We start from the raw sequence: 22,789 nt of genomic DNA, 5'->3' as shown, positions 1-22,789 counted from the left end.
GGATGCTTTGGCTGAAAGCGATCGTTCTGGTGGCGGCGCCGATTTCGCTCGCCCTTGGCCTGATCCTGCCTCTCGTCCGCTTTGAGAGGCTCTATTTTTTCAACGAGACGCCGTCGCTCATCGATATCGTCGTTTCGCTCTGGCAAGGGGGAGACGGCGCTCTCGCTGTGCTGGTGGCGCTGTTTTCCATTGTCTTTCCGGTGTTGAAGCTTCTTGGGCTTGCGCTCGAGGCGCTCGCCCCCGTTTCCTCGCCCGAGCAACGTGGCCTGTTGCGCAGGCTGGTGCCGCTTCTGTCCAGGTGGTCGATGATGGACGTGCTGCTCGTCGCCCTCGTCATCGTCGCGGCGAAAACCAGCGGGCTGGCGGAGGCTTTCACCCAGCCGGGCCTGTGGTTTTACGCGGCTTCGGCCATGCTGGCTGGGATTTTGCACGCGCTGCTGAAGCGCTCGCAAAGTCCCTGACGACATGCGAAACGGGCCGATGCGGCGGCCCGTTTAAAGCGTTCCGTGTGTCGAAGGCGGGGTCACCCCCGTTCGATCCGGTCAGTGGCGGTACTGCTGGATGCGCGTCGTGCGCAGGCCCGGGAGACCGTGATCGTTGATGGAGGACTGCCAGGAAAGGAACTCCTCGACCGTTAGGGTGTAACGTTCGCAGGCTTCCTCGAGGCTCAGCAGGCCGCCGCGCACCGCAGCGACAACCTCGGCTTTCCGGCGGATCACCCAACGGCGCGTATTGGCCGGCGGAAGATCGGCAATGGTCAGCGGGCTGCCATCGGGGCCGATGACATATTTCACTCGGGGGCGGATCATTTCGGTCATTGGACTCTCTATACAAACTCAAGACCACAGGAGCGCATCCTAGCTCCCCACCTTTAAAATTTGCCTAAGCCCATTGTAAGCATTTGATAATAATTTTCGCAGGTTGCCACGCGGCATGCGGGGCGGTTATCCTGTCGACGCAGGTTCACGCAGCGTAAAGTTGCGGCATCTGCATAGGAGTTATGCTGATTCAGGAATTTATTCGATCTCAATTTGCTGTAGAAGCCGCGTTGGACCGAGCAGTTCTGCGCGCTCGTTTTTTATGCACCGTCAGTGAGGACAGTCAATCGGCGACCCTGGATAGATCGGGGGACCGGGATATGGCCCGTTTCCTGCTTGGCTGGCGAAACTCGTTTGATCAGAATTCTTTAGCGGACGGGCGAGGGTAAATCGCTCGAAAGGAGCGCGATGTTCAGGGTGAACGAAGCCGTCTGTCGTGACGGTGATGACGGGGCGTCAAAGCTTGTGCCCGCCGATGAAAGCGGCCTTTGCGCGCTCGGCCAGCGATTTGCTGCCCTCGGACGGGAGCACGGTCTGCCGTATTTTCTGGTGACGACCTTTCCGAATGCCGACAAGCCGGGCTTTGCTCCCAACCTCCTGCTCAACAACTGGCCCGGCGAACTTGTCGCTCTCTATGGTGCGAGCGATGTCTTCGCCTCCAGCGTCCTTGTGTCGCGGCTCAAGTCGACGATCGTTCCGGTCTTTTCCGCCGACGCAGTTTTTTCCGCCGTCCTGGACGATACGAAAGGCGCGCTCGGGGATTCGTTTCGCGGATACGGCCTGAACGCAACTCTGGCTTTCAGCCTGCATGACCGTGCATTGGCGCATTATCTCATTGCCTTCTCCGGAGAGAGGAGGGCGCCGGAAAGAGCGGAGCTCGCCTCGATTCACTACGATTGCGTGGAGCTGGTCGATAGCTGTTTCGGCAAGCTGGTACCGCAGGACGGTCCGCGCGAAAAACTCTCGGCGCGGGAACTGGAATGTCTCCGCTGGTCGGCCGCAGGCAAGAGCAGTGACGAGATCGCCATCATCCTCAATATTTCAAGCCACACGGTCGTCAGCTATCTGAAAAGCGCGATGCGCAAGCTCGATTCGGTCAATCGCATGCAGGCGGTCGCTCGCGCCTGCCGCTTCCGTCTGCTTTGAAACCGGGTTCCCCTGATCGTTTCCTCAAGCGTATCGAGTTCTTCCGGGCGCGCTCCGTATGCTTTTCATCGCATGTCGGAGCCGCAAAAGCGCTCAACGCTTTTGCGCGGCAGACTTTAACCAGCAGGGGTAAGGACCGTTGGTCTTTTCCAGGACACGTGCCTTTACGCGAGCCGTTTCCCGCTCAATTCGCCGATCTGCTGTGAGAAGATTAGCCTGCCATTTTCCACGGCAGACTGAAACGGTTCTGTGCCGTCAGAAGCCCTTGCCGCCCTTAAGTTCGGATAGGACCGTGCCGACGATGATGCGCAGGTCGAGCCAGTAATTGAAGTTCTCGACATAATAGAGGTCGCAGGCGATTCGTGCGCGCGCCTTTCCGGGCTTGTCCGTCGGACCGCGCAGGCCGCGCATCTGCGCAAGTCCCGTCATGCCCGGACGCATCACGTGGCGGCGGTGATATTCCGGCACCAGCTGCTCATAGGGCATGCCGGCTGCGAGCATGCCGATGGCATGGCAGCGGGGACCGACGAGCGACATGTCGCCCTTCAGCACGTTCAGCAGTTGCGGCAGTTCATCGATATTGGTGCGGCGGATAATGGCGCCGATCTTGGTGATGCGCGGATCGCCGACAACGGTCTGGTTCACACCCGTCACATCGCAGAGGTCCGTCCGCATGGAGCGGAACTTGTAGACCCGGATCTTCCGGCAACCCATTCCCCAACGCTGCTGGGTGAACAGGATCGGACCGGGGCTATCGAGGCGAATAAGCGCTGCCACTGCCAGCAAAAACGGCAGCAGCACGATCAGAGCCGTTGCGGAAATGGCGATATCCGTGCAACGCTTGATGAAATAATGTGCACGTCCTGCCTTTTTTGATGGCAGGAATTCTACTTCCCGATAGTAGTCATCGAGAAGTATAGCGGGATTCGCCATGGCGAAACGGCGGGATGCATGGTCGTTTTGGGCTTGGGGGAAACTCAAAATCTTTACCCGGCTCGTTAGTTTCGATTGCAGCTCGATGTCGCGAACCTATAAATAGTACAGCTTGGCGACATTGTCATTACTGTTTTTAACTGTTGGTTAACCTCGTCGCAGTTCTTGGACGCAGGAATTAAACCGGTCGTCGATAAGGTGCCGGTTTCCAGCGGAAATTTGATATCGACTAAATTTGGTCTCATTATGGAGCAGCCATGCAACGGCTTCATGACTGCTACGGCCCTTCGTCCCATTCCGAAACAGGAGGGGCGCCGTCGCCCGGTTTCCGGTGCGTTGCGCTTCCCCTCGTTCATGGCCGGCAATTGGAACGCTCGCGGGAGCGGCCGTCCTCCGTCTGCCGCGATTCGCCCGTCAGAGCATGAAGACGGACACCTCGGTTGCCGCGGGGCCGAATTGCAGTTGGGCGGTGCCTGCGTGGTGCAGCGTCAGCACGTCTCCGGCGGCAAGGTTTGCGATTGCGACCGCCGCGCGACTTCCGGCGGCCCCTGTCGCCACGATCAGCGTCTCGGCGTCGTTGCGACGGAGGGCAACGGCATGGCTGGTTTCGGACAGGACGGTGACCGCGAGCGCTATCAGGTAAAGGCCTGAGGCAGGCAGGACGAGGCCGCTGCCATGGCCGGAAGAAAGGGGCATGCCGAGTGCGAAACCGCCGGCCGAAAGAAATAGGTCGTGAAAGCCGGTCACGGTCCCGTCGGCTATCGTCAGCGTGGCCGCCGACCGGGCGGCGCGTGCGACGGGGCGATGATTCATCCTGACGATCCCGTCCGGCGAGACCGCGAGCGCCGTTTTCCAGTCCGCGCCGTCGTCGCTCACCTTGACCGAGAAGCCGTCGTCACCGGCAAGCCCCATTTCCGCCTTGCCCTGCCAGCCGGATTGGAAAAGGAGCGATGCGGTGTCGCCGGATGCGGCCTTGTTGATCTTCATGCGGTGGTCGCCGCCGACGTGATTGAACAGGCTGGCCGGGGCGGCGACCGAGAGGCGATTCGTCGTATCGGCTGCGGTGGAAACGCCGAGAATGGAAAATTCGGTCTCGGCGGGCAGCGGTGCATCCTGCCAGGCGCCTTCGGCGAACAGCTTGAGACGACCGTCGGAGAGATCGGTGGCGCGCCAGCCGGCTCTCGGCGCAATGAAGATCCAGGCGTCATCCTGCCGGAAGGCGAGCCGTTCGTCCTTGCCGGAAAATGCACCGGATGCCGGCGCTAGAACCCAATAGCACTCGCCTTCCGCGACTTCCGCCGGAGGCTCGTGCAGGCTGCCGGCGATGGCCAGTTGGACGATCGCATCCAGCCTCTGAAGTGCCTCGTTATGGGTGACATGCTTCTGCGCCTGGGACGGCAGGAGATAGGGCAGGGCGAGATTGCTGGTGATATCGGACATGGGTTCGGGGCTCCGCTTGGCTGCTTGCCGGCTCCCCGTCTGTGCAAGGGGCCGGTGCGACGTTTATGGAGCCATCCTGAAGCAGGCGCGGCGGAGGGGGACGAAACAGGTGTCCCGACCTTGAAAAGGCTTGGAGTTTTCGGGATTTCTTCCGACGTTTACGACCGTTTTCCCCAGGCGATGAAATCGGGATTGGCGAAATCGCGAAGGTCCGGACGGCCCCGTTTGCCGTAGCTCAGTGGCAGTCCATCGAGCGTCAGCGTGATGCCTCCGGCCGCTCTCAATATGGCATCGCCGGCCGCCGTATCCCATTCCATTGTGTAGCCGAAGCGGGGGTAGAGATCGGCGCTTCCCTCCGCCAGCAGGCAGAACTTGAGAGAAGAACCGACCACGCTGCGGTCGGCGATGTCGTTCGCTTCGAGGTATTCCAGCGTCGCCGGGCTGTTATGCGAGCGGCTGATTAGTGCCTTGGGGCTCGCCGGAGCGATGCGGGAGGCGATGGTCTTCCGTTCGCTCACGCGGAAATCTTCATCGACGGTCAGCTTGAATGCGCCTTCCGCCGATCCAGCGTAAGCGACGCCAAGAGCTGGAGCATAGACGAAGCCCGCAACGGGCCGGCCGGCCTCAATGAGCGCGATGTTGACAGTGAAGTCGCAGTGCCCGCCGACAAATTCCCTGGTGCCATCCAGCGGATCGACAAGCAGGAAACGGCCGGCGGTTTCCGGTATATGGCCGGCGGCGGCGGATTCCTCGGCGACGACCGGGATCGCACCAAGACTTTCGGAGAGCTCGGCGAGAATGATCCGCTCGGCGCACTCGTCCGCCTCGGTGACGGGCGAATGATCCGGCTTCATGCGGACCTCAGGCCCGGCGCGACAGATTTCCATGATCGCGCGGCCGGCATCCAGCGCCGCCTTCTCGAAGATTTCCAGCATGCCTCTCTCTAATGGCTCCGTATTCGCTTGGTGTCGCGTTGCTTATGCGGCAGGCGCGCGCTCATGCCAATGGTTCTTCATGCTTTTCCGCTGAAAGGTGAACCCGACGTTTCGCTCGGGAGAAGGTTGGGTCGGAAACAAGATGTGTCGGGTCCCAATCTTGTTGTTTCCTGTCCTATTCTGGCTTGCTCTTTGGCTGGCGTATGCGAATGTGCATCGAAATCTCGACAGGGTGCCCGATGCGTTATTCCGCTTTTTCGATTTTCAGGCAGGCTCTTTCCGGAAACAGGAACTGGGCGCCGATGTGGCGTGAACCCACGCCCAAGCCGCATTACGATGTCATCATCGTCGGTGGCGGCGGCCACGGGCTTTCGACCGCTTATTATCTCGCCAAGGAACACGGCATCACCAATGTCGCCGTCCTTGAAAAGGGCTATCTCGGCTCGGGCAATGTCGGCCGCAACACGACGATCATCCGCTCCAACTACATGCTCGAGGGCAATGAGCCGTTCTACGAGCTGTCGATGCAGCTCTGGGAAGGGCTGGAGCAGGACTTCAACTACAACGCCATGGTGAGCCAGCGCGGCATCATCAATCTCTTCCATTCGGACGGACAGCGCGACGCCTATGCGCGGCGCGGCAACGCCATGCGCATTCACGGCGTCGACGCGGAACTGCTCGACCGGGAGCAGGTGCGCAGGATGATGCCTTACCTCAATTTCGATCACGCCCGCTTTCCTATCCTCGGCGGTCTCCTTCAGCGGCGGGCGGGCACGGCCCGCCACGATGCGGTTGCCTGGGGCTATGGACGCGGTGCCGACAGTCGTGGGGTCGATCTCATCCAGCATTGCGAGGTCACCGGCATCCGGCGTGACGAAAACGGCAAGGTTCTGGGCGTCGAGACGACCAAAGGCTTCATCGGCTGCAACAAGCTGGCGCTGGCCGCCGCCGGTAACACAACGACCGTCGGCCGCATGGCCGGCCTCGAACTGCCGATCGAGACTCATGTGCTGCAGGCCTTTGTGTCGGAAGGCATCAAGCCGGTGATCGACAATGTCATCACCTACGGCGCCGGACACTTCTATATATCCCAGTCCGACAAGGGCGGGCTCGTGTTCGGGGCGGATATCGACTACTACTCCTCCTATGCCCAGCGCGGCAATCTGGCGACGGTCGAACACACCATCGAGGAAGGCGTTTCGCTGATCCCCGGCCTGTCGCGTGTCCGGGTGCTGCGTGCCTGGGGCGGCGTGATGGACATGAGCATGGATGGCTCGCCGATCATCGACCGCACGCCGATCGACAATCTCTACCTCAATTGCGGCTGGTGCTATGGCGGCTTCAAGGCGACGCCCGCATCGGGGTTCTGTTACGCGCACCTGATCGCGAAGAACGAGCCGCATCCCGTCGCACGGCTGCTGCGTCTTGACCGTTTCCGTCGCGGCTTTGCCATCGACGAGGGCGGCAAGGGCCCGCAACCCAATCTTCACTGAGACAAGACCATGGCCAGCCTTATCAAATGCCCGCATTGCGGGGTCCGTCCGAAGGAAGAGTTTTCCATCCGTGGCGATGCCTCTGTTGCCCGTCCGTCGCCCGCGGCCTCCGATGAAGAGTGGTATTCCTACGTCTTCGTGCGCGACAATCCCAAGGGGCGTATCCAGGAATACTGGCATCACAGTGCCGGCTGCCGGCGCTGGCTGGTGGTCGAGCGCGACAATGCCATGAGCCATGAGGTTTATTCCGTGACCGATGCGGCCGAAAAGGCGAAGGAGGCTGGCCGATGACCGGTTACCGTCTGTCGAGCGGCGGCATCGTCAACCGCAGCCGCGCCATTTCCTTCCGTTTCGACGGTCGTGAATTCAAGGGCTTCGAGGGCGACACGCTCGCCTCGGCGCTGATCGCTAACGACCAGATGCTGGTTGGCCGCAGCTTCAAGTATCACCGCCCGCGCGGCATCGTGACTGCCGGTTCGGCCGAACCGAACGCATTGGTGACGATCGGCAAGGATGGCCGCACCGAGCCGAATACAAGAGCGACGGTTGCGGAACTGTATCACGGGCTGGAAGCGGTGAGCCAGAACCGCTGGCCCTCGCTGAACTACGATATCGGCTCGGTCAACAGCCTGCTGTCTCCCTTCCTCGGCGCGGGCTTCTACTACAAGACCTTCATGTGGCCGAAGAGCTTCTGGGAAAAGGTCTACGAGCCGCTGATCCGCAAGGCCGCCGGTCTCGGCAAGGCGGTTATGGAGGCCGATCCGGACCGCTACGAGAAGTCTTGGGCGCATTGCGACCTGCTGGTGATCGGCGCCGGTCCCACCGGCCTGACGGCGGCGCTCGCCGCCGGCCGCGCCGGACTGCGCGTCGTCCTCGCCGATGAAGGCTTCCGGCTGGGCGGCTCGCTCCTTTCCGAAAAGCTTTCTGTCGGCGGCGTTTCGGCGGTCGATTATGCGCAGCGCGTCGTGGACGAGCTGAGTCGCCTGCCGAACGTCACGCTGATGCCGCGCACCACCGTGTTCGGCTGGTATGACGACAATGTCTTCGGCGCTGTCGAGAAGGTGCAGAAGCATGTGGCGCAGCCCTTGCCCGAACTGCCGGTCGAGCGGCTCTGGCGCATTGTCGCGCGCAACGCCATCCTTGCGACAGGGGCGGAAGAGCGTCCTCTGGTGTTCGGCGGCAACGACAAGCCAGGCGTGATGACGGCGGGCGCCGTGCGCACCTACCTCAACCGTTACGGCGTGGCGCCCGGCCATGAAGTGGCCGTGTTCACCAATGGCGGAGCCGGTTATCGCACGGCGCAGGATCTGATTGCCGCCGGGATCGGGGTTTCGGTGGTGATCGACGGACGTGCGGCGTCTTCGGATGAGGCACCGGCCGGTGTCCGCGTCATTCGAGGTGGCGCCGTTGTCGCGACGAAGGGTGGCAGGCGCATTTCCGGCCTGATCGTCGAGCGTTCCGGGCATCAGGAAGAGATCGCCTGCGATGCGCTGGCGATGTCCGGAGGCTTCAGCCCGGTCATTCATCTCGCCTGCCAGCGCGGGTCGAAGCCGGTCTGGTCGGATGCGCATCAGGCCTTCCTCGCCCCTGACGTCGGATCGGGCCTTGCGGTCGCGGGCTCGGCAGCCGGTCTTACTTCCTTGTCGGAATGCCTGAAGGACGGTGCCGACAGGGCCCATACCATCATTGCCGCACAGGGTCGGCTGGTCGGTTCGATAGAACTGCCCGAGGTCGAGGGCGAGTACGACGCTTCCTTCGCGCCTCTCTGGTATGTCGCCGGCGCCAAGCAGAAGGCCTTCATCGATTTCCAGAACGACGTGCACGTCAAGGATCTGAGCCTTTCCCAGCGCGAGGCCATGGGCCATGTCGAGCATACCAAGCGCTATACCACGGGCGGCATGGCGACCGACCAGGGCAAGCTCGGCAATGTGAACGCGGCCGGCATCATCGCCGGCATGCGCGGGGTTTCGCCCGCAGAGATCGGCACGACGACGTTCCGGCCTTTCTATACGCCGGTATCTTTCGGCGCGATGGCGGGCGCAAGCCGGGCGGAGCATTCCCGCCCCGTGCGCCAGTCGCCGCTGCATGGCTGGGCCAAGAAGAACGGCGCGGTCTTCGTCGAGGCCGGGCTCTGGTACCGTTCCTCCTGGTTCCCGAGGAATGGCGAGAAGTCGTGGCGCGAAAGCGTCGACCGCGAGGTCATGAACGTCCGCTCCAATGCCGGCCTCTGCGATGTGTCGACGCTCGGCAAGATCGAGGTGTTCGGCAAGGATGCGGCCGAATTCCTGAACCGGCTCTATTCCAACGCCTTCCTCAAGCTTCCCGTCGGTAAGGCCCGTTACGGCCTGATGCTCAGGGAAGACGGGATGGTCTATGACGACGGGACGACCAGCCGGCTTTCGGAGGATCACTTCTTCGTCACCACCACGACGGCCTATGCCGGCGAGGTGATGACGCATATGGAATTCGCCGCCCAGACCTTCTGGCCCGATCTCGACGTGCGCTTCGTCTCCTCCTCCGACCAGTGGGCGCAGATGTCGCTAGCCGGACCGAAGGCGCGGCTGATCCTCGATCAGCTCGTGGACGAGGATCTTTCGAACGAAGCGTTTCCGTTCCTCTCCGCCCGCGAGGTCTTGCTCAGGGGCGGGTTGAAGGCGAGGCTCTTCCGCATCTCCTTCTCCGGCGAACTCGCCTATGAGGTCGCTGTGCCCGCCGGTTTCGGCGAGGCGGTCGCGGATGCGATCATGGAGGCGGGCAAGCCGCACGGCATCTGCGCCTATGGCGTCGAGGCGCTCAACGTGCTGCGTATCGAGAAGGGTCATGTCACCCATAACGAACTCGATGGGCGCACGACGCCCGACGATGTCGGCCTTGGCCGCATGTTCTCAACCCAGAAACCGGATTTCATCGGCAAGCGCATGTCGAGCCGCTTTGGTCTGACGGCCGCGGACCGGCCGCAGCTTGTCGGCCTGAAGCCGGTGGAGACGGACAAGGAAATCAAGGCGGGTGCGCATCTTCTGAAGGAAGGCGCCAAGCCGTCGATGACCAATGACCAGGGACATGTCTCGTCGGCCTGCTTCTCGCCGTCGCTCGGCCATTTCATCGCGCTCGCCATGCTGAAATCCGGCCGCGAGCGCATGGGCGAGAAGATCGTCGTCTGGGACGGCCTGCGCGGCACGGAAGTGCTGGCGGAGGTCTGCAGCCCGGTCTTCATCGATCCAGAAAACAAGAAGCTCCACCTTTGAGGATTGCCACCATGCCAACGACCTTCGCCTACCGGCATGCGCTCGAGGACCACATCGCGGGTTTCGAAGGAGACGCCAATCCCCATCATCTCACGGTTCTGACGCGGCCGACGGTGTTTTCCGTGCTGGCGTGCGCCGGGCATGAGACGGATGTCGCCGGCGCGCTCGATGCCATGGAGGAGATTTCCGCCCGCTTCGTCTCTCCGGGCGAGTGGCTTGTGGTCTCGGAAATCATCGGGGCCGAGGCGCTTGCCCGCGATCTCGCGGCGCTGGGCTCCGGGCGGGCCTCCTTTGTCGAGCAGAGCGACGGTCGCGTCGTCATGCGCATCGCCGGGCCGAAGGTCCGCCAGATCCTGGCCAAGTGCGTTGCCGTCGACCTTCATCCGGAGGTCTTCCTGCACGGGCAATCCGCCAACATGCTATGCTGCCATGTGAGCGCGAATGTTGCCCGCACCGGTGACGACGAGTTCGAGATCGTCGTGATGCGCTCCTATGCGGGTTATGTGTTCGACGAACTGATGGAGATGGGTCGCGAGTTCGCCATGTCATCAGGGCTTTCCGCCTGATGATCGGATGGCCGCTTCATGAGCGACCCGTGACGGCCCGAAGGTCAGGTGGGTCGTCAGGGTGGTGGCGATGGCGCAGACCGCGATGATGGAGAGCATCGGCAGCGCAGTGCCGTCGGCGAGAAGGCCTATGCCGAAACTGCCGAGCGCGCCGGCGCCGAAACCGAGCGCGCCCATCAGCGCGGCGGCCGTTCCCGATATGGCGCCATGGGCTTCCATTGCCAGGATGTTGCACGAGGGCATGATGGCGCCAAGCGCGACGACCATGACGAAGAGCAGTGTGCAGATGGAGAGGGGATTGCCGTTTCCGGAGAGTTCCAGAGCCAGCATCAGGAGGGCGGCGAGCGCATAGATCGCCGAAGACGCCTTCACAAGGCCGCGAATGCCGATGCGGCGGGCAAGCCTCGGACCGATCTGCGTTCCGATGCCGATACCGATCGCGTTGAGGCTGAAAACCAGCGCGTATTCCACCGGCGACATGCCGTAGACGTTAATCAGCACGAAGGAAGAGCCGGCGATATAGGCGAAAAAGCCGCCTTGTGCCAAGGCGAGCGCACCGGCATAGGGGATGAAGCTGCGGGTAAAGAGCAGGCGCCCATACCAGTGCAGTGCTGACACAGGCCGGCTGTTGGCGCGCAGTTCCGGCATCCGCGTCTCCGGCATCAGCGACAGCACGACGAAGACCACGAGAAAGCCGAGCAGGATCAGTACGATAAAGATTGTCCGCCAGTGTCCCGTCTGGATAATCAGGCTGCCGGCAAGGGGTGCAATGACCGGTGCTATTCCGAGGACCAGCATGACCAGCGACATCAGTTTTGCGGCTTCGTGGCCCGTGTAGAGGTCGCGGATCGTTGCTGTTGCTATGACCATTCCGATCGAGCCGCCGATCCCCTGGAGGAAGCGAAAGGCGAGGAACTGGGTGGCGTCGGCGGCAACGGCGCAGCCGGTCGAGCCTGCGATGAAGACGGCAAGCGCCAGATAGATCATGTGTTTTCGGCCGGTACGGTCAGAAGCCGGACCGTAGAAAAGCTGGCCAAGGGTGAACCCCACGAAATAGGTCATCATACTGAGTTGGATCGTGGCATCGGTTGTGGCGAGGTCACCCGCCATGCGTGGCATCGCAGCGACATGCATATCGGTCGCGAATGGCCCGAGGGCGCACAGCGCCCCAAGTGCCGCGGCGATGGACAGGGTCTTCTTGTTCATGAACGGGTTCCGTGAAAGATGGAATAGTTGTAATCGATATTTGGAAACGATATCGTTTCCTTATCGTGAGAGGAAACGCATTCGTTTCCTTTTGTCAAATGAATTCGTCAGGGAGGCTTTCGTGAACACATCTGCCGTCGGCCGTCCGCCGTTTCTGCCGGACGAGGAGCGTAGGGGCCTGATCCTCCAGGCAGCGGAGCGTGTCTTCGACGCGTTCGGCTATGGTGCTGCGACGATGGAGGAGGTGGCGCGCGAATGCGGCATGGCCAAGAAGACGGTCTACAAGTTCTTTCCCGACAAGGCGTCTCTGTTCAGCGCCCTGATCGATAGCCACGATACGCTGATCGACGACTGGAGCAGCCGGTCGCGCGAGGGAATGACGGCGGAGGAGCAATTTCGCCAACTGTTGCTGGAGCTATCCGCCTTCATCCTTTCTCCGCGGCAGCTTGCGCTGACACGTCTTGTCATCGCCGAGGCGCGCAAGTCTCCGGATCTCGCGCAGCGTTTCCACAAGGAGTGCATGGAAAAGACCATTGCCTTCGCGACGCATGAACTGAGGCAGGGCGTGCTCCTTGCCGGACGAAGCCCGCAGGAGGCCCGTCGCATTGCGGATATGTTCATTGGGGCGACGCTCGGCGTCGCCCAAATCAGCGCGCTCATGCTGGATATGGATCAGGATAGCCTCCGGCGCGAGCTCGCTGCCCGAGTCGAGATCGTGTCGGCGATGCTGAAGGGCGTTGTGGAACATCCATAGCCGGCCTGGGCTGCGGGGGTAGCACGGCGAAGATCGCCAGAAGGCCGAGCAGGGCCGGCACGACAAAGATCGCAAGCACCACATAGATCAAGGGTTTTCTGCCGGTACGCTCCGAGACCGGACTGCGGAACCACTCGCCGAGGGCGAAGCCGACGAAATACGTCATCATGTCGAGCCGGATCTTGGTGTCGGTCTTGGCGAGGTCACCCGCCATGCCAGCATCGCAGCGTCATGCATGTCGGTCGCAGATGGCCCAGGGGCGCACGGCGCCGCGAGCGCTGCTGCAATGAACAGCGTCTTCTCAAGCAACGGCATGTGTCCCTGTCCAGAAGGGCAGGAAGACAGCGACCTCCCGACACCGTCGACCTTTGCGGACTGCGGAGGGGGAGCCGCAACTCGCCCCGATCGATTTTGAACCTTGTCCATTTACATTTCTATTTTTGCATTATAATCTATCTATAATGTCGTTTTAAAATAATGAGACGATCAAGTGGGAACAAACGATCCAACCCGTCCGGCTTCTCTTGAAGCGCTGGAAAAGCGCCTTGCGCTCGACTTGCTCTGGCTCAACCAGCCGCCCAAGTCCTGGCTTCCCCGGAACGAAGTCGCCGGTGCAGAGGTTCTGGACGTCGCTGTCATCGGGGCCGGTCTCTGCGGGCTGGTGACGCTCGCCGCCTTGAGGAAAATCGGCATCGGCAATGCCCGCGCCTTCGATCGCGCTCCGGAAGGCCGGGAAGGCCCCTGGATCACCTATGCGCGGATGGAGACGCTTCGCACTCGCAAGGATGCCTCAGGGCCGGCGCTTGGCATCCCTTCCCTGACTTTCCGCGCCTGGTTCGAGGCGCAATACGGTCCGCAGGCCTATCTAGACATGGGCCTCATCCCGCGTCCCATGTGGATGGATTATCTCGTCTGGTACCGGCGGGTCCTTGAACTCGACGTGGTCAACGACGCCGCCCTGTCGGCGATCGGCTTTCGCGACGATGGCCTGATCGCTCTTGACTTCGACGGGGCCGGAACGACGGAGCAGGTTCTCGCCCGCCGCGTGGTTCTGGCGACCGGCCTCGACGGGCTCGGCGCTCCGACGCTTCCGGATGTCGCCATGCGTATACCGTCGCGCTTCGTGAGGCACGGCGCCGATCTCATCGATATGGCATCCTTGAAGGGCAAGCGCGTTTCGGTCGTCGGCGCCGGCGCATCGGCGATGGACAACGCCGCGGCCGCCCTGGAGGCGGGCGCGGCGCGCGTCGACATCTTCGTGCGTCGTGCCGATATCCCCCGTGTCGACAAGTTCACCGGGGTCGGCAGCCAGGGGATGACGCACGGATATGTCGGCCTGCCGGATGCGGACAAGTGGACCTATATGGTCGCCGGAGAACGGGCCCAGATTCCGCCGCCGCGCCACAGCGTGCTGCGCGTCTCGCGCCATCCGAACGCCTTCTTTCATCTGGCGAGCCCGATAAACGATCTCGTTGAGGCTGGCGATGCAGTGGACGTGGTAACGCCGAAAGGGCGTTACCGGACCGATCTGGTGATCTTCGCGACCGGCTTTTCGGTCGATTTCGGCAAGCGGCCGGAATTTTCTGCGCTCGCCGGCAAGATCCTGCTCTGGCGCGATGCTTATACTTCGCCTGCCGGCTGGGAGCATGAAGGGATCGGTTCCACGCCCTATCTCGGGCCTTCCTTCGAATTCCTGCCAAAGCCGGGGCTCGATCCCGTTGTTGCCGCCTCGGTCTCGCGGATCGCCTGCTTCGCCTATCCGGCGGTTCCCTCGCACGGGAAGATCACCAGCGGGATTCCTTCGATCAGTGATGGTGCGCTGCGCCTTTCGACGGGCCTCGCGCGCTCGCTCTTCGTGGAGGACCGGACATACCATCTCGATCGCTTTCTCTCCTTCGACACGCCGGAACTTCTGGGCGACGAATGGACGGATGCGGATATTGACGAGGACATCAGCATTGCGAATGGATGAACGACGCCCGGAGCTTCAGATTTTCTACGGCATCTCGTCGCCATGGGCCTATTTCGGCGCCCGGCGGGCCGTTGCAATTGCCGGTGAGAACGGCGCGGCCGTGCGGCTCAGGCCGATCCGCATCATCGAGGCCAATGGCGGCATTCCGCTGCGCAAGCGTCCCGATGCGCGCCAGCTCTACCACGAGGTCGAATTGCGCCGCTGGCGGGACTATCTCGGCATGCCGCTTAACCCGAAGCCGAAATTCTACCCTTGCCGGACGATCGAGCCCGCCGCGCAGGCGGTGATCGCGATCCAGAAGGCGGGTCTTGACGCAATCTCCTTCTCGTTCGCCGTGCAGCGGGCGCTTTGGGCCGAGGACCGCGATATCGCCGACCTTTCCACGCTCCGCGAGATCGCGCGGGCAACGGCCGGCGAGGCGGCCACCGGGCTCGTCGCCGATCCGCAGGCGGATGACATCGTCGCGGAGTGGCACGGAAATCTCGCGGAAGCAGAGCGGCTCGGCATCTTCGGGACGCCGACTTACGTTGTCGGCACGGAGCTTTTCTGGGGCCAGGATCGCCTGGAATTCGTCGACCGCGCCCTGAAGGCCAGCAACACCACTGATATGCGTGAGGAAAAGGCGTGATGACCGACGCAAGAAAACTGCATGACGAGGCGATCATCGTGGATGGCCTTCAGACCTGCCAGTGGAGCCGGTCGATCTTCGAGGAAATGCGTGCCGGGGGGCTGACAGCCGTCAATGTCTCCTCCCTTCTTTGGGAGAGTTTCCGCGAAGGGATCGGTTACGTTTCCGAGTGGAAGCGCTTTCTGCGCGAGAACGACGACATCATCCGGCCGGTCCGCACCGTCGCCGACATCCACGCTGCGAAGTCGGAAGGCAAGACCGGTATCATCATCGGCTGGCAGAACACCTCGCCGCTGGAAGACAAGCTCGACTACGTGGAGATCTTCAAGGATCTCGGTGTCGGCATCATGCAGCTCACCTACAATACCCAGAACTATTCCGGCGCGGGCTATCTGGAAGAGGTCGACAGCGGGCTCACCGGGTTCGGCAGGGAAGTGCTGGCGGAAATGAACCGTGTCGGCGTGCTCTGCGACCTCAGCCACGTGGGCGACAAGACCAGCGCCGACGTCATTGCCTATTCGAAAAAGCCGGTCTGCATCTCGCATGTCCTGCCGCGGGCGCTGCGGGACGTCAAACGGAACAAGCCGGACGACCTGTTTCTCGCCTGCGCGGAAAAGGGCGGCCTGATCGGGGTCAGCCTGTTTGCGCCGGGCCTCGCGGCCGGCAACGACGCGACGGTCGAGGATTACCTGGATGCCATGGCCTATGTGATCGACCTTGTCGGGGAGGATCATGTCGGGATCGGCACGGACTTCTCGCTCGACCGGCCGCGGCCCGGCCCCTGGCTGCTCTGGGCCAACAAGGACAAGGGCACTGCGCGGACGCTGACCGAATTCGGCTCCGTGAAGATATCGAAGCCGAAGGGAATCCAGCGGATGACCGAGATGCCGAACCTGACGGCCCGCATGCTGGCACGCGGCTGGAGCGAGGAACTGGTGCTCAAGCTTCTCGGCAGGAACTGGCTGCGTGTGCTCGACGCGGCCTGGACGCCGATGGCCTGATCTTCTCCGACATGGATTGTCGGCGGGAAGAAACGGCCTCGGCTAATCGAGCAGGAGGCCGCGTTTGCGGGAACAGGGAACTGCATGGCGACAAAAGAACAAATGCCATGCCTCAAACTGGAGAGACGGACATGACGATACGCATGCAAAATGGAATTTTGCGGATCTTCCTCCGCGCCGGCATTCTTGCCGCTGGCCTTGCCGCTTTTGCCGGCGCGGCCGAGGCCCAGGACGCCTCAATCAAGGGAACGGTGAACATCGTCGGTTTTTCTGGCGTCTTTGCCGACAACTATCAGAAGTTCATCATCGCGGCCTTCAAGGAGAAATATCCCGGCATCGAGGTGACCTATCAGCAGAGCAAGAATTCCGCAGAGACGCTCGCCCTTTTGACGCTTCAGCAGGCCGCCCCGAAGATCGATGTGGCCCTGATCGACGTCTCGGTCGCCATCAAGGCGAACAAGAGCGGTATTTTCGCCAAGCTCGATCCGGCCAAGGTCCCGAGCCTTGCCGAGATGCCGGACTGGGCCCGCCTCGATGGCGACAAGGCTATCGCCTTCTCTCAGGACAATCTCGCGATCCTTTACAATACCGACAATGTGAAAGAACCGCCGACGAGCTGGAACGACCTGACCGACCCGAAATACAAGGGGAAGATCGCTGCAAAACTCGGCGATACGCGCGGCGTCATCCTGCTGCCGATCCTCGACAAGCTCAAGGGAGCCGACTACAAGGACACCGTCGATCCGGCGATCGACATGCTCAAGGAAATCGCCCCGAACGTCTCGACCTGGGAGCCGGCGCCGGATTGCTACGCCGTCGTCCAGAGCGGCGAGGTGGATCTCTCCATCTGCTGGAACGGCCGCGCGCAATACCTGCACGACACGCAAGGCGGCAAGATCGCTGTTGCCGCGCCGAAGGAAGGCTCGATCGGCCAGACCAACACAATCGGTCTCGTCGAAAACTCCAGGAATGCCGAGGCGGCACAGCTCTTCATCAACTATGCTCTGGGCACCGAAGCACAGGCGACGTTCGCCGAGAAGAGCTTCTACGGACCGGTCAATACCAAGGTGACCCTGACGGACGCGGTTGCCGCGCGCATCTACGGCTCCAAGGAGGCCCAGGCCGCCCAGATGTCGCTCGACTGGAATTTCGTTGCGGACAAATATTCCGCCTGGATCCAGCGCATCAACCGCGAAGTCATCGCGCTCAACTGATCTATCTTGAGGGAAGTGGCCGTCATGGCTGATCATCACGTCATCATCGAAAATCTCGTGAAGACCTATCCAGGCGCCCAGAAGCCTTCCGTGGATCACGTCAGCTTCTCGCTGCCGCGCGGCGAGATGCTGGCACTGCTCGGGCCTTCCGGCTGCGGCAAGACGACGATCCTGCGCATGATCGCCGGCCTGATCGCTCCCACCTCGGGTACGATCAGGCTCGATGGCAGGGACGTTTCCTCCATCCCCGTTTACAAGCGGAACATGGGCATGGTCTTCCAGGCCTATGCCCTGTTTCCCCACATGACGGTCGCAGAAAACATCTCCTTCGGCCTCGAAATGCGAAAGGTCGGCAGGGCCGAGCGGGAAGAGCGCGTCAGGAAGGCGCTCGACCTCGTCAAGCTTGCCGGTCTGGGCGAGCGCAAGGTCAGCCAGCTTTCCGGCGGCCAACAGCAGCGCGCGGCGATTGCTCGTTCGCTGGTGATCGAGCCGGAGCTCCTGCTGCTCGACGAGCCGCTGTCGAACCTCGATGCGAAACTGCGCGACGAGATGCGCGATGAAATCCGCGACATCCAGGCACGCACCGGCGTGACCTCCATCTTCGTGACCCATGACCAGGACGAGGCGCTTTCGATGGCCGACCGACTGGCGGTCATGTCGGCCGGAAAACTCGAACAGATCGGAACCCCGCTCGACATCTTCGACCGGCCGCAGACTGAATTCGTCGCGTCCTTCATCGGTGGGGGAACATTCTTCAAGGGCAAAGTCGCCGGACCGGGCCTTGCGGAGGTCGACGGCCTGCCTCCGATTCATTTCGCCGGTGAAGCCGCGGTTGGATCATCGATCAAATTGATGGTGCGGCCCCACCGATTGCTGCTTGCGGGAGATACCAGCCAGCCGAACAGCTTCAGCGGCGTGGTCGAGCATGTCGTCTATCGCGGCCAGATCCTGACGCTGAGTGTGCGCTGCGGCGGGCGCTTGCTGCAGGCCGATCTGCCGACGCATGCGGGTATCCTGCCAAGGAAGGGCGACGATGTCACCCTGACCGTCGCGCCCGACGACGTGACCCTGATCGGTCGGGAGGCCGCATGAGCGCCGCCGTGACAGCGCCTGCGAGCGGCGCGCCGACCACCTCGCGGGGCATCCTGCTGCTTCTGCTTCTGCCCGGCCTCGTCGCGCTGGTCATCACCTTCCTGCTGCCGCTCCTCTGGCTATTGCGCGCCTCATTCGCCTCTTCGGCCGTCGGAGCGTTGAGCGGCGGCGACTGGACATGGGAAGCTTACACCACCGTCCTGTTCGATCCGTTCTACTGGCGGGTAGCCTGGAATACTCTGGTTCTCGGCTTCAATGTCGCGATCTTCGCCGTGATCCTGTCCTATCCGATCGCGCTTTTCCTTGTCCGGACCCAAAGCCGCTTTCGGGGTGTGCTGACGGCGCTTGCTGTGGCCCCCCTGCTGACATCGTCGGTCGTGCGGACCTATGGCTGGATGGTGATCCTCGGAGACCGGGGCGTCATCAACAGCACGCTGCAGTCGCTTTCGCTCACCGATGGCGTCATCCGCCTCACCAACAACAGCTTCGGCGCTACCGTCGCGCTGATCGAAATCCTGATGCCCTATGCGATCCTCGCCATGCTCAGCGGCTTCGGCCGATTGAACGTTCAACTGGAGGAGGCGGCCGCGATGCTCGGGGCCAACCGGCTCAAGGTGTTCACACGCATCGTCCTGCCGCTCAGCCTGCCCGGCGTGCTGACGGCGGCGCTCCTCGTCTTCGTGCTGGCGATCTCCTCCTTCGTGACGCCTCGGCTGATGGGGGGAGGGCGCGTCTTCGTGCTCGGCACGGAAGTCTTCAACGAGGCGACGGTGACGCTCAACTGGCCGCTGGCCGCGGCGCTTTCGGTCATGCTGCTCTTGCTGTTCAGCAGCATTATCCTTCTCTACCAACGTGCGCTGCGCGCGCTCGAAGTGTGAGGCTGGCCATGCAGAACTCCTCGATCCTCGGTCGCGTCGCCTGGAACACGCTGATCGCGCTGCTTTATCTTTTCCTGCTGGCGCCGATCGTCATCGTCTTCATCATCTCATTCGACACGCGCCAGTATCTCGCTTTTCCGCCGGAGAGCTTCTCGTTCGGATCCTATGTGAAGGTCTTCGAGAATGCGAAGTTCATCTCGGCCTTCTGGCGGAGCCTGGCGATCGGCGCGATTGTCGGCATCGTGTCGGTTTCGGCCGGCATGCTCCTGTCGTTGTCGCTGGTGCGCTACACGTTCCGCGGCAAGGCGGCGGTGAATTTCCTCATCCTCGCGCCCTTCCTCGTGCCGCACATCGTGCTGGCCGTCGGCATCATGCTGGTGATCGCGCCGATCGGCCTGCTCGACAGCTATCCCGGCATCATACTCGCCCATCTTGGCATCACGATCCCCTACACGGTACGAACGATCACCATGAGCCTGATGGCGGTCGACACGCGGGTGGAAGAGGCGGCGCTGGTGCACGGGGCCTCTCCGGCCATGGTATTCTGGCGCGTCACCCTGCCGCTGGTGCGTCCCGGCCTGATCGCCGGTGCCGTGATCGCGTTCCTCATCTCCTTCGACGAGGCGACGATTTCGCTCTTCATCGTCTCGGTCAAGGCGTCCACGCTGCCGACCGAGATCTATCACTATCTGGAATATTCGACCGACCCGCAGATCGCCGCCCTTTCCGTCATCCTGATCCTCATCTCGATTGGCGTCGTGGTCGCGGTCGAAAGACTGGTCGGCCTGCGCAGGGCGATATGAGGTCGCAGTGACAATTGTCGAAACAACGGGCGGTCCGGTCGAGGGGTTTCGGGAAAACGGATATCACGTCTTTCTCGGGGTTCCCTATGCTGCGCCTGTCACGCCTGAACGGCGCTTCGCGGCGCCGCAGCCGGTGCCCCGATGGTCCGGCATCCGCTCGGCAACGACACTCAGCGCAGTCTGTCCGCAGATCCCGACCTACGGTCCCGTGGGCAAGGCGGCCGCATCGAGACTGGAATTCGGCACGGACTTCCTGACGGTCAATATCCGGACGCCGTCCGTTACCGGCTCCGCTCCTGTCCTCGTCTGGATCCATGGCGGCGGCTACGCCGTCGGTTCGGCGAACGAGGCCGTTCTGCAAAGCGGCGCCTTTGCGGCCAGTGGCGTCGTCGAGGTCACCGTGAACTACCGGCTGGGCGCGCTCGGCTTCCTGCATCTGAACGACGGTTCGCCGGACAATCGCGGCCTGCTCGACCAGATCGCCGCACTTCAATGGGTGCGCGACAACATCGAGGCCTTCGGCGGCGACCCGAGGCGTGTCACCTTCGCGGGCCGCTCTGCCGGTGGCTTCGCGATTGCCGCGGTTATGGCCATGCCGGCGGCGCATGGCCTCTTCGCCAAGGCGATGCCGCAAAGCGGAGCGAGCACCGGCATTTCCACGATGGACGATGCGCAGAAGCTCAATCGTCGCATGCTCGACTCTTTGCGGGTGACCGAGGCCGAGCTTCACGAACTCTCCTTCGAGGCCCTGCTGGTTGCGCAGCGCGATCTCTGCAACGAATCCTACGAGCGACACGATTTCGATCGCGATGGTTCCGCGTCGATGCTGGGCGTACCCTTCGTCCCGGTCATCGACGGCGTCTCGCTTCCTCGGCATCCGGAAGCAGCAGCGGCGGGCGGCGAAACGGTCGCTGTGCCGGTGATGATCGGCTGCACGACCGGCGAATACGTGACCCATGCGACGGCGCAGCCAGACATGGATTTCGAGTTCGCCGCAGGCCTGCTGCACGAACGCGTACGACCGATGGGGCTGACTGGCACCGAAATCGTCGAGCGCTACCGTCAGGCGCTTCCGGATCATTCTCCACGCGGCATCTGGAGGGCCGTCGGAGGCGATCTTGTCTTCCAGAACCCGGCGACGCGCTTCGCACGGCTGCATGCGATCCGCCAGCCCGTTTACAAATACCTATACGGGCCGATCGAGCCGGATGAGCTCGGGGCGCCGCACGGCGCCGAAGTCGGCGAGGTCTGGTACCGGCGCGGCATGGACGTCAGCCATCTGCCAATGCGGCAGGCCGTCACCCAACCGGATTTCGCGACGGCTGTTCACGATGTCTGGGTTTCCTTCATTCGCGACGAGCTGCCGCAGTCGCCGGCCGGTGACTGGCCTTGCTATTCCGCCTTGCAGCCAGAGGTGCTCCATATGGATAGCGGGGATTTTCGTGTCGTCTCCGACCCCTTCGATGGGCGTATCGCGCTTTGGAGCACGGCGAGCGCGTGAAAAGGATCGCACGACCGCTCAAACCGAGAAGCGCCCGTTCTCAACCGGACTGGTCTGCCAGGGATAACATGGCTATACCAACCACGTTGACGAATGCTGGAATGTCACTCGTAAGAGCGAAGACGGGAAACCCTATGCCTCCGGAATATCTTGATACGCGGCAATTGGAGGCTTTTGTGGCCGTGATGTCCATCGGCAGTATGACGGGTGCCGCCAGGGCGCTTGGAAAATCCCAGCCGGTGGTGACGAGGCTTATCCAGGAACTGGAGCAGGAACTGGGTTTTCCGGTCCTGCATCGCAACGGGCCGCGGATCGCACCGACAGAACAGGGGGTCGCCTTCTTCTCGCAGGCAGAGCTGTTCCTCAGCGGGCTGCGCACCATCAGCGAAAGGGCCAGGCAAATCGAGACGGCCCAGGCGAAGGCGGTGGAACTTGCATCGATCCCGGCGATCGCCGCGAGCGTGATCCCGCTTGCGTTGCAGGAGTTGCCAGCGGAACTCTTTCCCGAACATGTCCATGTGCAGAGCATCGCTTCGGAGAATGTCGTCCAGGCGGTTCTGGCGCGCACGGCCGATGTGGGCGTCGCCAGCCTGCCGCTCGACAATCCGGGGATCGATGTCCACTGGATAGGGGAGGTGCCGTGCGTGGCCATCGTGGCCGCTGGCGACGAACTGGCGGGGAAGGACGTGCTGCAACCGGCCGACCTGCACGGCCGCCGGCTGATCGCCTCGGCAAATCCGTACCGGCTGCGGATGCGGATCGATCGCGCATTCGCCGAACATGGCATCCAGCCGGGCGGTATCATCGACAGCAACGCCACCTATGTCTCGCTTTCGCTGGCGCGCGGGGGGCTTGGAGTGGCAATCGTCGAATCGGTTACCCTGAGCGGGCTGCCGATCAAGGACGTCTCCGTCATCCCCCTGAGCTTCCATGTCCCGTTCCATTGGGGCGTGATTACGGCGACGGGACTTCCGCTCTCTGCGACCGTCCAGCGATTGATCGATGCGATCGAGCATCAGGCATCGAAGCTGACCAGATTTATCAAGTACGACAGCCTGCCGAGCCTATAGGCGTGACGATGGTTGCCGCCAGACGGTGACATCCAACTTTGAAACCGACGCTAGATGCCGGGCGTAACCAATGGTTGCGTCCGGCATCTTTCGT

21 protein-coding genes are annotated in these 22,789 nt (G+C 62.3%); 16 read left to right on the top strand and 5 right to left on the bottom strand.

The annotated features are described in order from the left end of the window. Window positions 1–2: 2 nt before the first annotated feature. On the top strand, window positions 3–461 hold the full coding sequence (locus ACLBKR_RS12580) for a paraquat-inducible protein A (RefSeq protein ID WP_113424565.1): 459 nt from the start codon (window positions 3–5) through the stop codon (window positions 459–461). 81 nt (window positions 462–542) lie between these two features. Here ACLBKR_RS12580 and ACLBKR_RS12575 read toward each other — a convergent pair whose 3' ends face one another. Then, window positions 543–818: a DUF1153 domain-containing protein gene (locus tag ACLBKR_RS12575; RefSeq protein WP_006725852.1), complete on the bottom strand. Its 276-nt coding sequence runs from the start codon at window positions 816–818 to the stop codon at window positions 543–545. Between the two features lie 408 nt (window positions 819–1,226). Here ACLBKR_RS12575 and ACLBKR_RS12570 point away from each other — a divergent pair, with 408 nt between their 5' ends. Continuing rightward, on the top strand, window positions 1,227–1,964 hold the full coding sequence (locus ACLBKR_RS12570) for a LuxR C-terminal-related transcriptional regulator (RefSeq protein WP_113447582.1): 738 nt from the start codon (window positions 1,227–1,229) through the stop codon (window positions 1,962–1,964). A gap of 255 nt (window positions 1,965–2,219) precedes the next feature. Here the strand turns inward: ACLBKR_RS12570 and ACLBKR_RS12565 are convergent, their stop codons facing one another. The 3 genes from ACLBKR_RS12565 to cysQ all read right to left on the bottom strand — a co-directional run bounded on the left by ACLBKR_RS12565 (window position 2,220) and on the right by cysQ (window position 5,272). Then, on the bottom strand, window positions 2,220–2,897 hold the full coding sequence (locus ACLBKR_RS12565; protein WP_112828577.1) for a sugar transferase: 678 nt from the start codon (window positions 2,895–2,897) through the stop codon (window positions 2,220–2,222). 414 nt (window positions 2,898–3,311) lie between these two features. Beyond that, window positions 3,312–4,337 (bottom strand): DUF2793 domain-containing protein, encoded by a 1,026-nt coding sequence (locus ACLBKR_RS12560; RefSeq protein ID WP_113447581.1) that lies wholly within the window; start codon window positions 4,335–4,337, stop codon window positions 3,312–3,314. A gap of 158 nt (window positions 4,338–4,495) precedes the next feature. Next, complete coding sequence (gene cysQ, locus ACLBKR_RS12555; RefSeq protein ID WP_414899389.1) at window positions 4,496–5,272, bottom strand: 3'(2'),5'-bisphosphate nucleotidase CysQ; 777 nt, start codon at window positions 5,270–5,272, stop codon at window positions 4,496–4,498. Window positions 5,273–5,511: 239 nt separating this feature from the next. Here cysQ and ACLBKR_RS12550 point away from each other — a divergent pair, with 239 nt between their 5' ends. The 4 genes from ACLBKR_RS12550 to ACLBKR_RS12535 are packed head-to-tail and all read left to right on the top strand — an operon-like array spanning window position 5,512 to window position 10,576. Then, on the top strand, window positions 5,512–6,765 hold the full coding sequence (locus ACLBKR_RS12550) for a sarcosine oxidase subunit beta family protein (RefSeq protein WP_112828574.1): 1,254 nt from the start codon (window positions 5,512–5,514) through the stop codon (window positions 6,763–6,765). 9 nt (window positions 6,766–6,774) lie between these two features. Further along, entirely contained in the window at window positions 6,775–7,056 is a 282-nt protein-coding gene (locus ACLBKR_RS12545; protein ID WP_112828573.1) for a sarcosine oxidase subunit delta, read from the top strand. Beyond that, window positions 7,053–10,010 (top strand): sarcosine oxidase subunit alpha family protein, encoded by a 2,958-nt coding sequence (locus ACLBKR_RS12540; protein ID WP_414899388.1) that lies wholly within the window; start codon window positions 7,053–7,055, stop codon window positions 10,008–10,010. The genes ACLBKR_RS12545 and ACLBKR_RS12540 overlap by 4 nt, the downstream gene beginning before the upstream one ends. An 11-nt stretch (window positions 10,011–10,021) precedes the next feature. Then, complete coding sequence (locus ACLBKR_RS12535; RefSeq protein ID WP_414899387.1) at window positions 10,022–10,576, top strand: sarcosine oxidase subunit gamma; 555 nt, start codon at window positions 10,022–10,024, stop codon at window positions 10,574–10,576. Here ACLBKR_RS12535 and ACLBKR_RS12530 read toward each other — a convergent pair. Continuing rightward, complete coding sequence (locus tag ACLBKR_RS12530; RefSeq protein WP_414899386.1) at window positions 10,559–11,782, bottom strand: multidrug effflux MFS transporter; 1,224 nt, start codon at window positions 11,780–11,782, stop codon at window positions 10,559–10,561. The genes ACLBKR_RS12535 and ACLBKR_RS12530 overlap by 18 nt on opposite strands. Window positions 11,783–11,903: 121 nt before the next feature. Here ACLBKR_RS12530 and ACLBKR_RS12525 point away from each other — a divergent pair, with 121 nt between their 5' ends. The 10 genes from ACLBKR_RS12525 to ACLBKR_RS12480 all read left to right on the top strand — a co-directional run bounded on the left by ACLBKR_RS12525 (window position 11,904) and on the right by ACLBKR_RS12480 (window position 22,695). Beyond that, window positions 11,904–12,536, top strand: coding sequence for a TetR/AcrR family transcriptional regulator (locus tag ACLBKR_RS12525; protein ID WP_162757819.1), 633 nt, complete (start codon window positions 11,904–11,906; stop codon window positions 12,534–12,536). Between the two features lie 490 nt (window positions 12,537–13,026). Continuing rightward, window positions 13,027–14,508, top strand: a complete 1,482-nt coding sequence (locus ACLBKR_RS12520; RefSeq protein WP_113447575.1) for a flavin-containing monooxygenase — start codon at window positions 13,027–13,029, stop codon at window positions 14,506–14,508. After that, complete coding sequence (locus ACLBKR_RS12515; protein WP_113447574.1) at window positions 14,501–15,136, top strand: 2-hydroxychromene-2-carboxylate isomerase; 636 nt, start codon at window positions 14,501–14,503, stop codon at window positions 15,134–15,136. Before ACLBKR_RS12520 ends, ACLBKR_RS12515 begins: the two co-directional genes overlap by 8 nt. Continuing rightward, on the top strand, window positions 15,136–16,137 hold the full coding sequence (locus ACLBKR_RS12510) for a dipeptidase (RefSeq protein ID WP_414899385.1): 1,002 nt from the start codon (window positions 15,136–15,138) through the stop codon (window positions 16,135–16,137). The genes ACLBKR_RS12515 and ACLBKR_RS12510 overlap by 1 nt, the downstream gene beginning before the upstream one ends. Before the next feature lie 131 nt (window positions 16,138–16,268). Beyond that, on the top strand, window positions 16,269–17,351 hold the full coding sequence (locus ACLBKR_RS12505; RefSeq protein WP_113340593.1) for an ABC transporter substrate-binding protein: 1,083 nt from the start codon (window positions 16,269–16,271) through the stop codon (window positions 17,349–17,351). Window positions 17,352–17,375: 24 nt separating this feature from the next. After that, window positions 17,376–18,443 carry an ABC transporter ATP-binding protein gene (locus ACLBKR_RS12500; protein WP_113340592.1) on the top strand — a complete coding sequence of 356 codons (1,068 nt, stop codon included), beginning with the start codon at window positions 17,376–17,378 and terminating at the stop codon, window positions 18,441–18,443. Beyond that, window positions 18,440–19,321 (top strand): ABC transporter permease, encoded by an 882-nt coding sequence (locus ACLBKR_RS12495; RefSeq protein WP_113340591.1) that lies wholly within the window; start codon window positions 18,440–18,442, stop codon window positions 19,319–19,321. Before ACLBKR_RS12500 ends, ACLBKR_RS12495 begins: the two co-directional genes overlap by 4 nt. Window positions 19,322–19,329: 8 nt before the next feature. Next, entirely contained in the window at window positions 19,330–20,124 is a 795-nt protein-coding gene (locus ACLBKR_RS12490; protein ID WP_112828564.1) for an ABC transporter permease, read from the top strand. A 7-nt stretch (window positions 20,125–20,131) separates the two neighbouring features. Next, window positions 20,132–21,625: a carboxylesterase family protein gene (locus ACLBKR_RS12485; RefSeq protein ID WP_113340590.1), complete on the top strand. Its 1,494-nt coding sequence runs from the start codon at window positions 20,132–20,134 to the stop codon at window positions 21,623–21,625. A gap of 185 nt (window positions 21,626–21,810) precedes the next feature. After that, window positions 21,811–22,695: a LysR family transcriptional regulator gene (locus tag ACLBKR_RS12480; RefSeq protein ID WP_244710115.1), complete on the top strand. Its 885-nt coding sequence runs from the start codon at window positions 21,811–21,813 to the stop codon at window positions 22,693–22,695. Window positions 22,696–22,789: the final 94 nt, after the last annotated feature.

The sequence above is a fragment of the Paenirhizobium cremeum genome (assembly GCF_047553425.1).
Lineage (GTDB): Bacteria > Pseudomonadota > Alphaproteobacteria > Rhizobiales > Rhizobiaceae > Allorhizobium > Allorhizobium cremeum.
The sequence above is the reverse complement of the archived record's forward strand: the minus strand, read 5'-3'. Positions and strand labels throughout refer to the sequence as shown.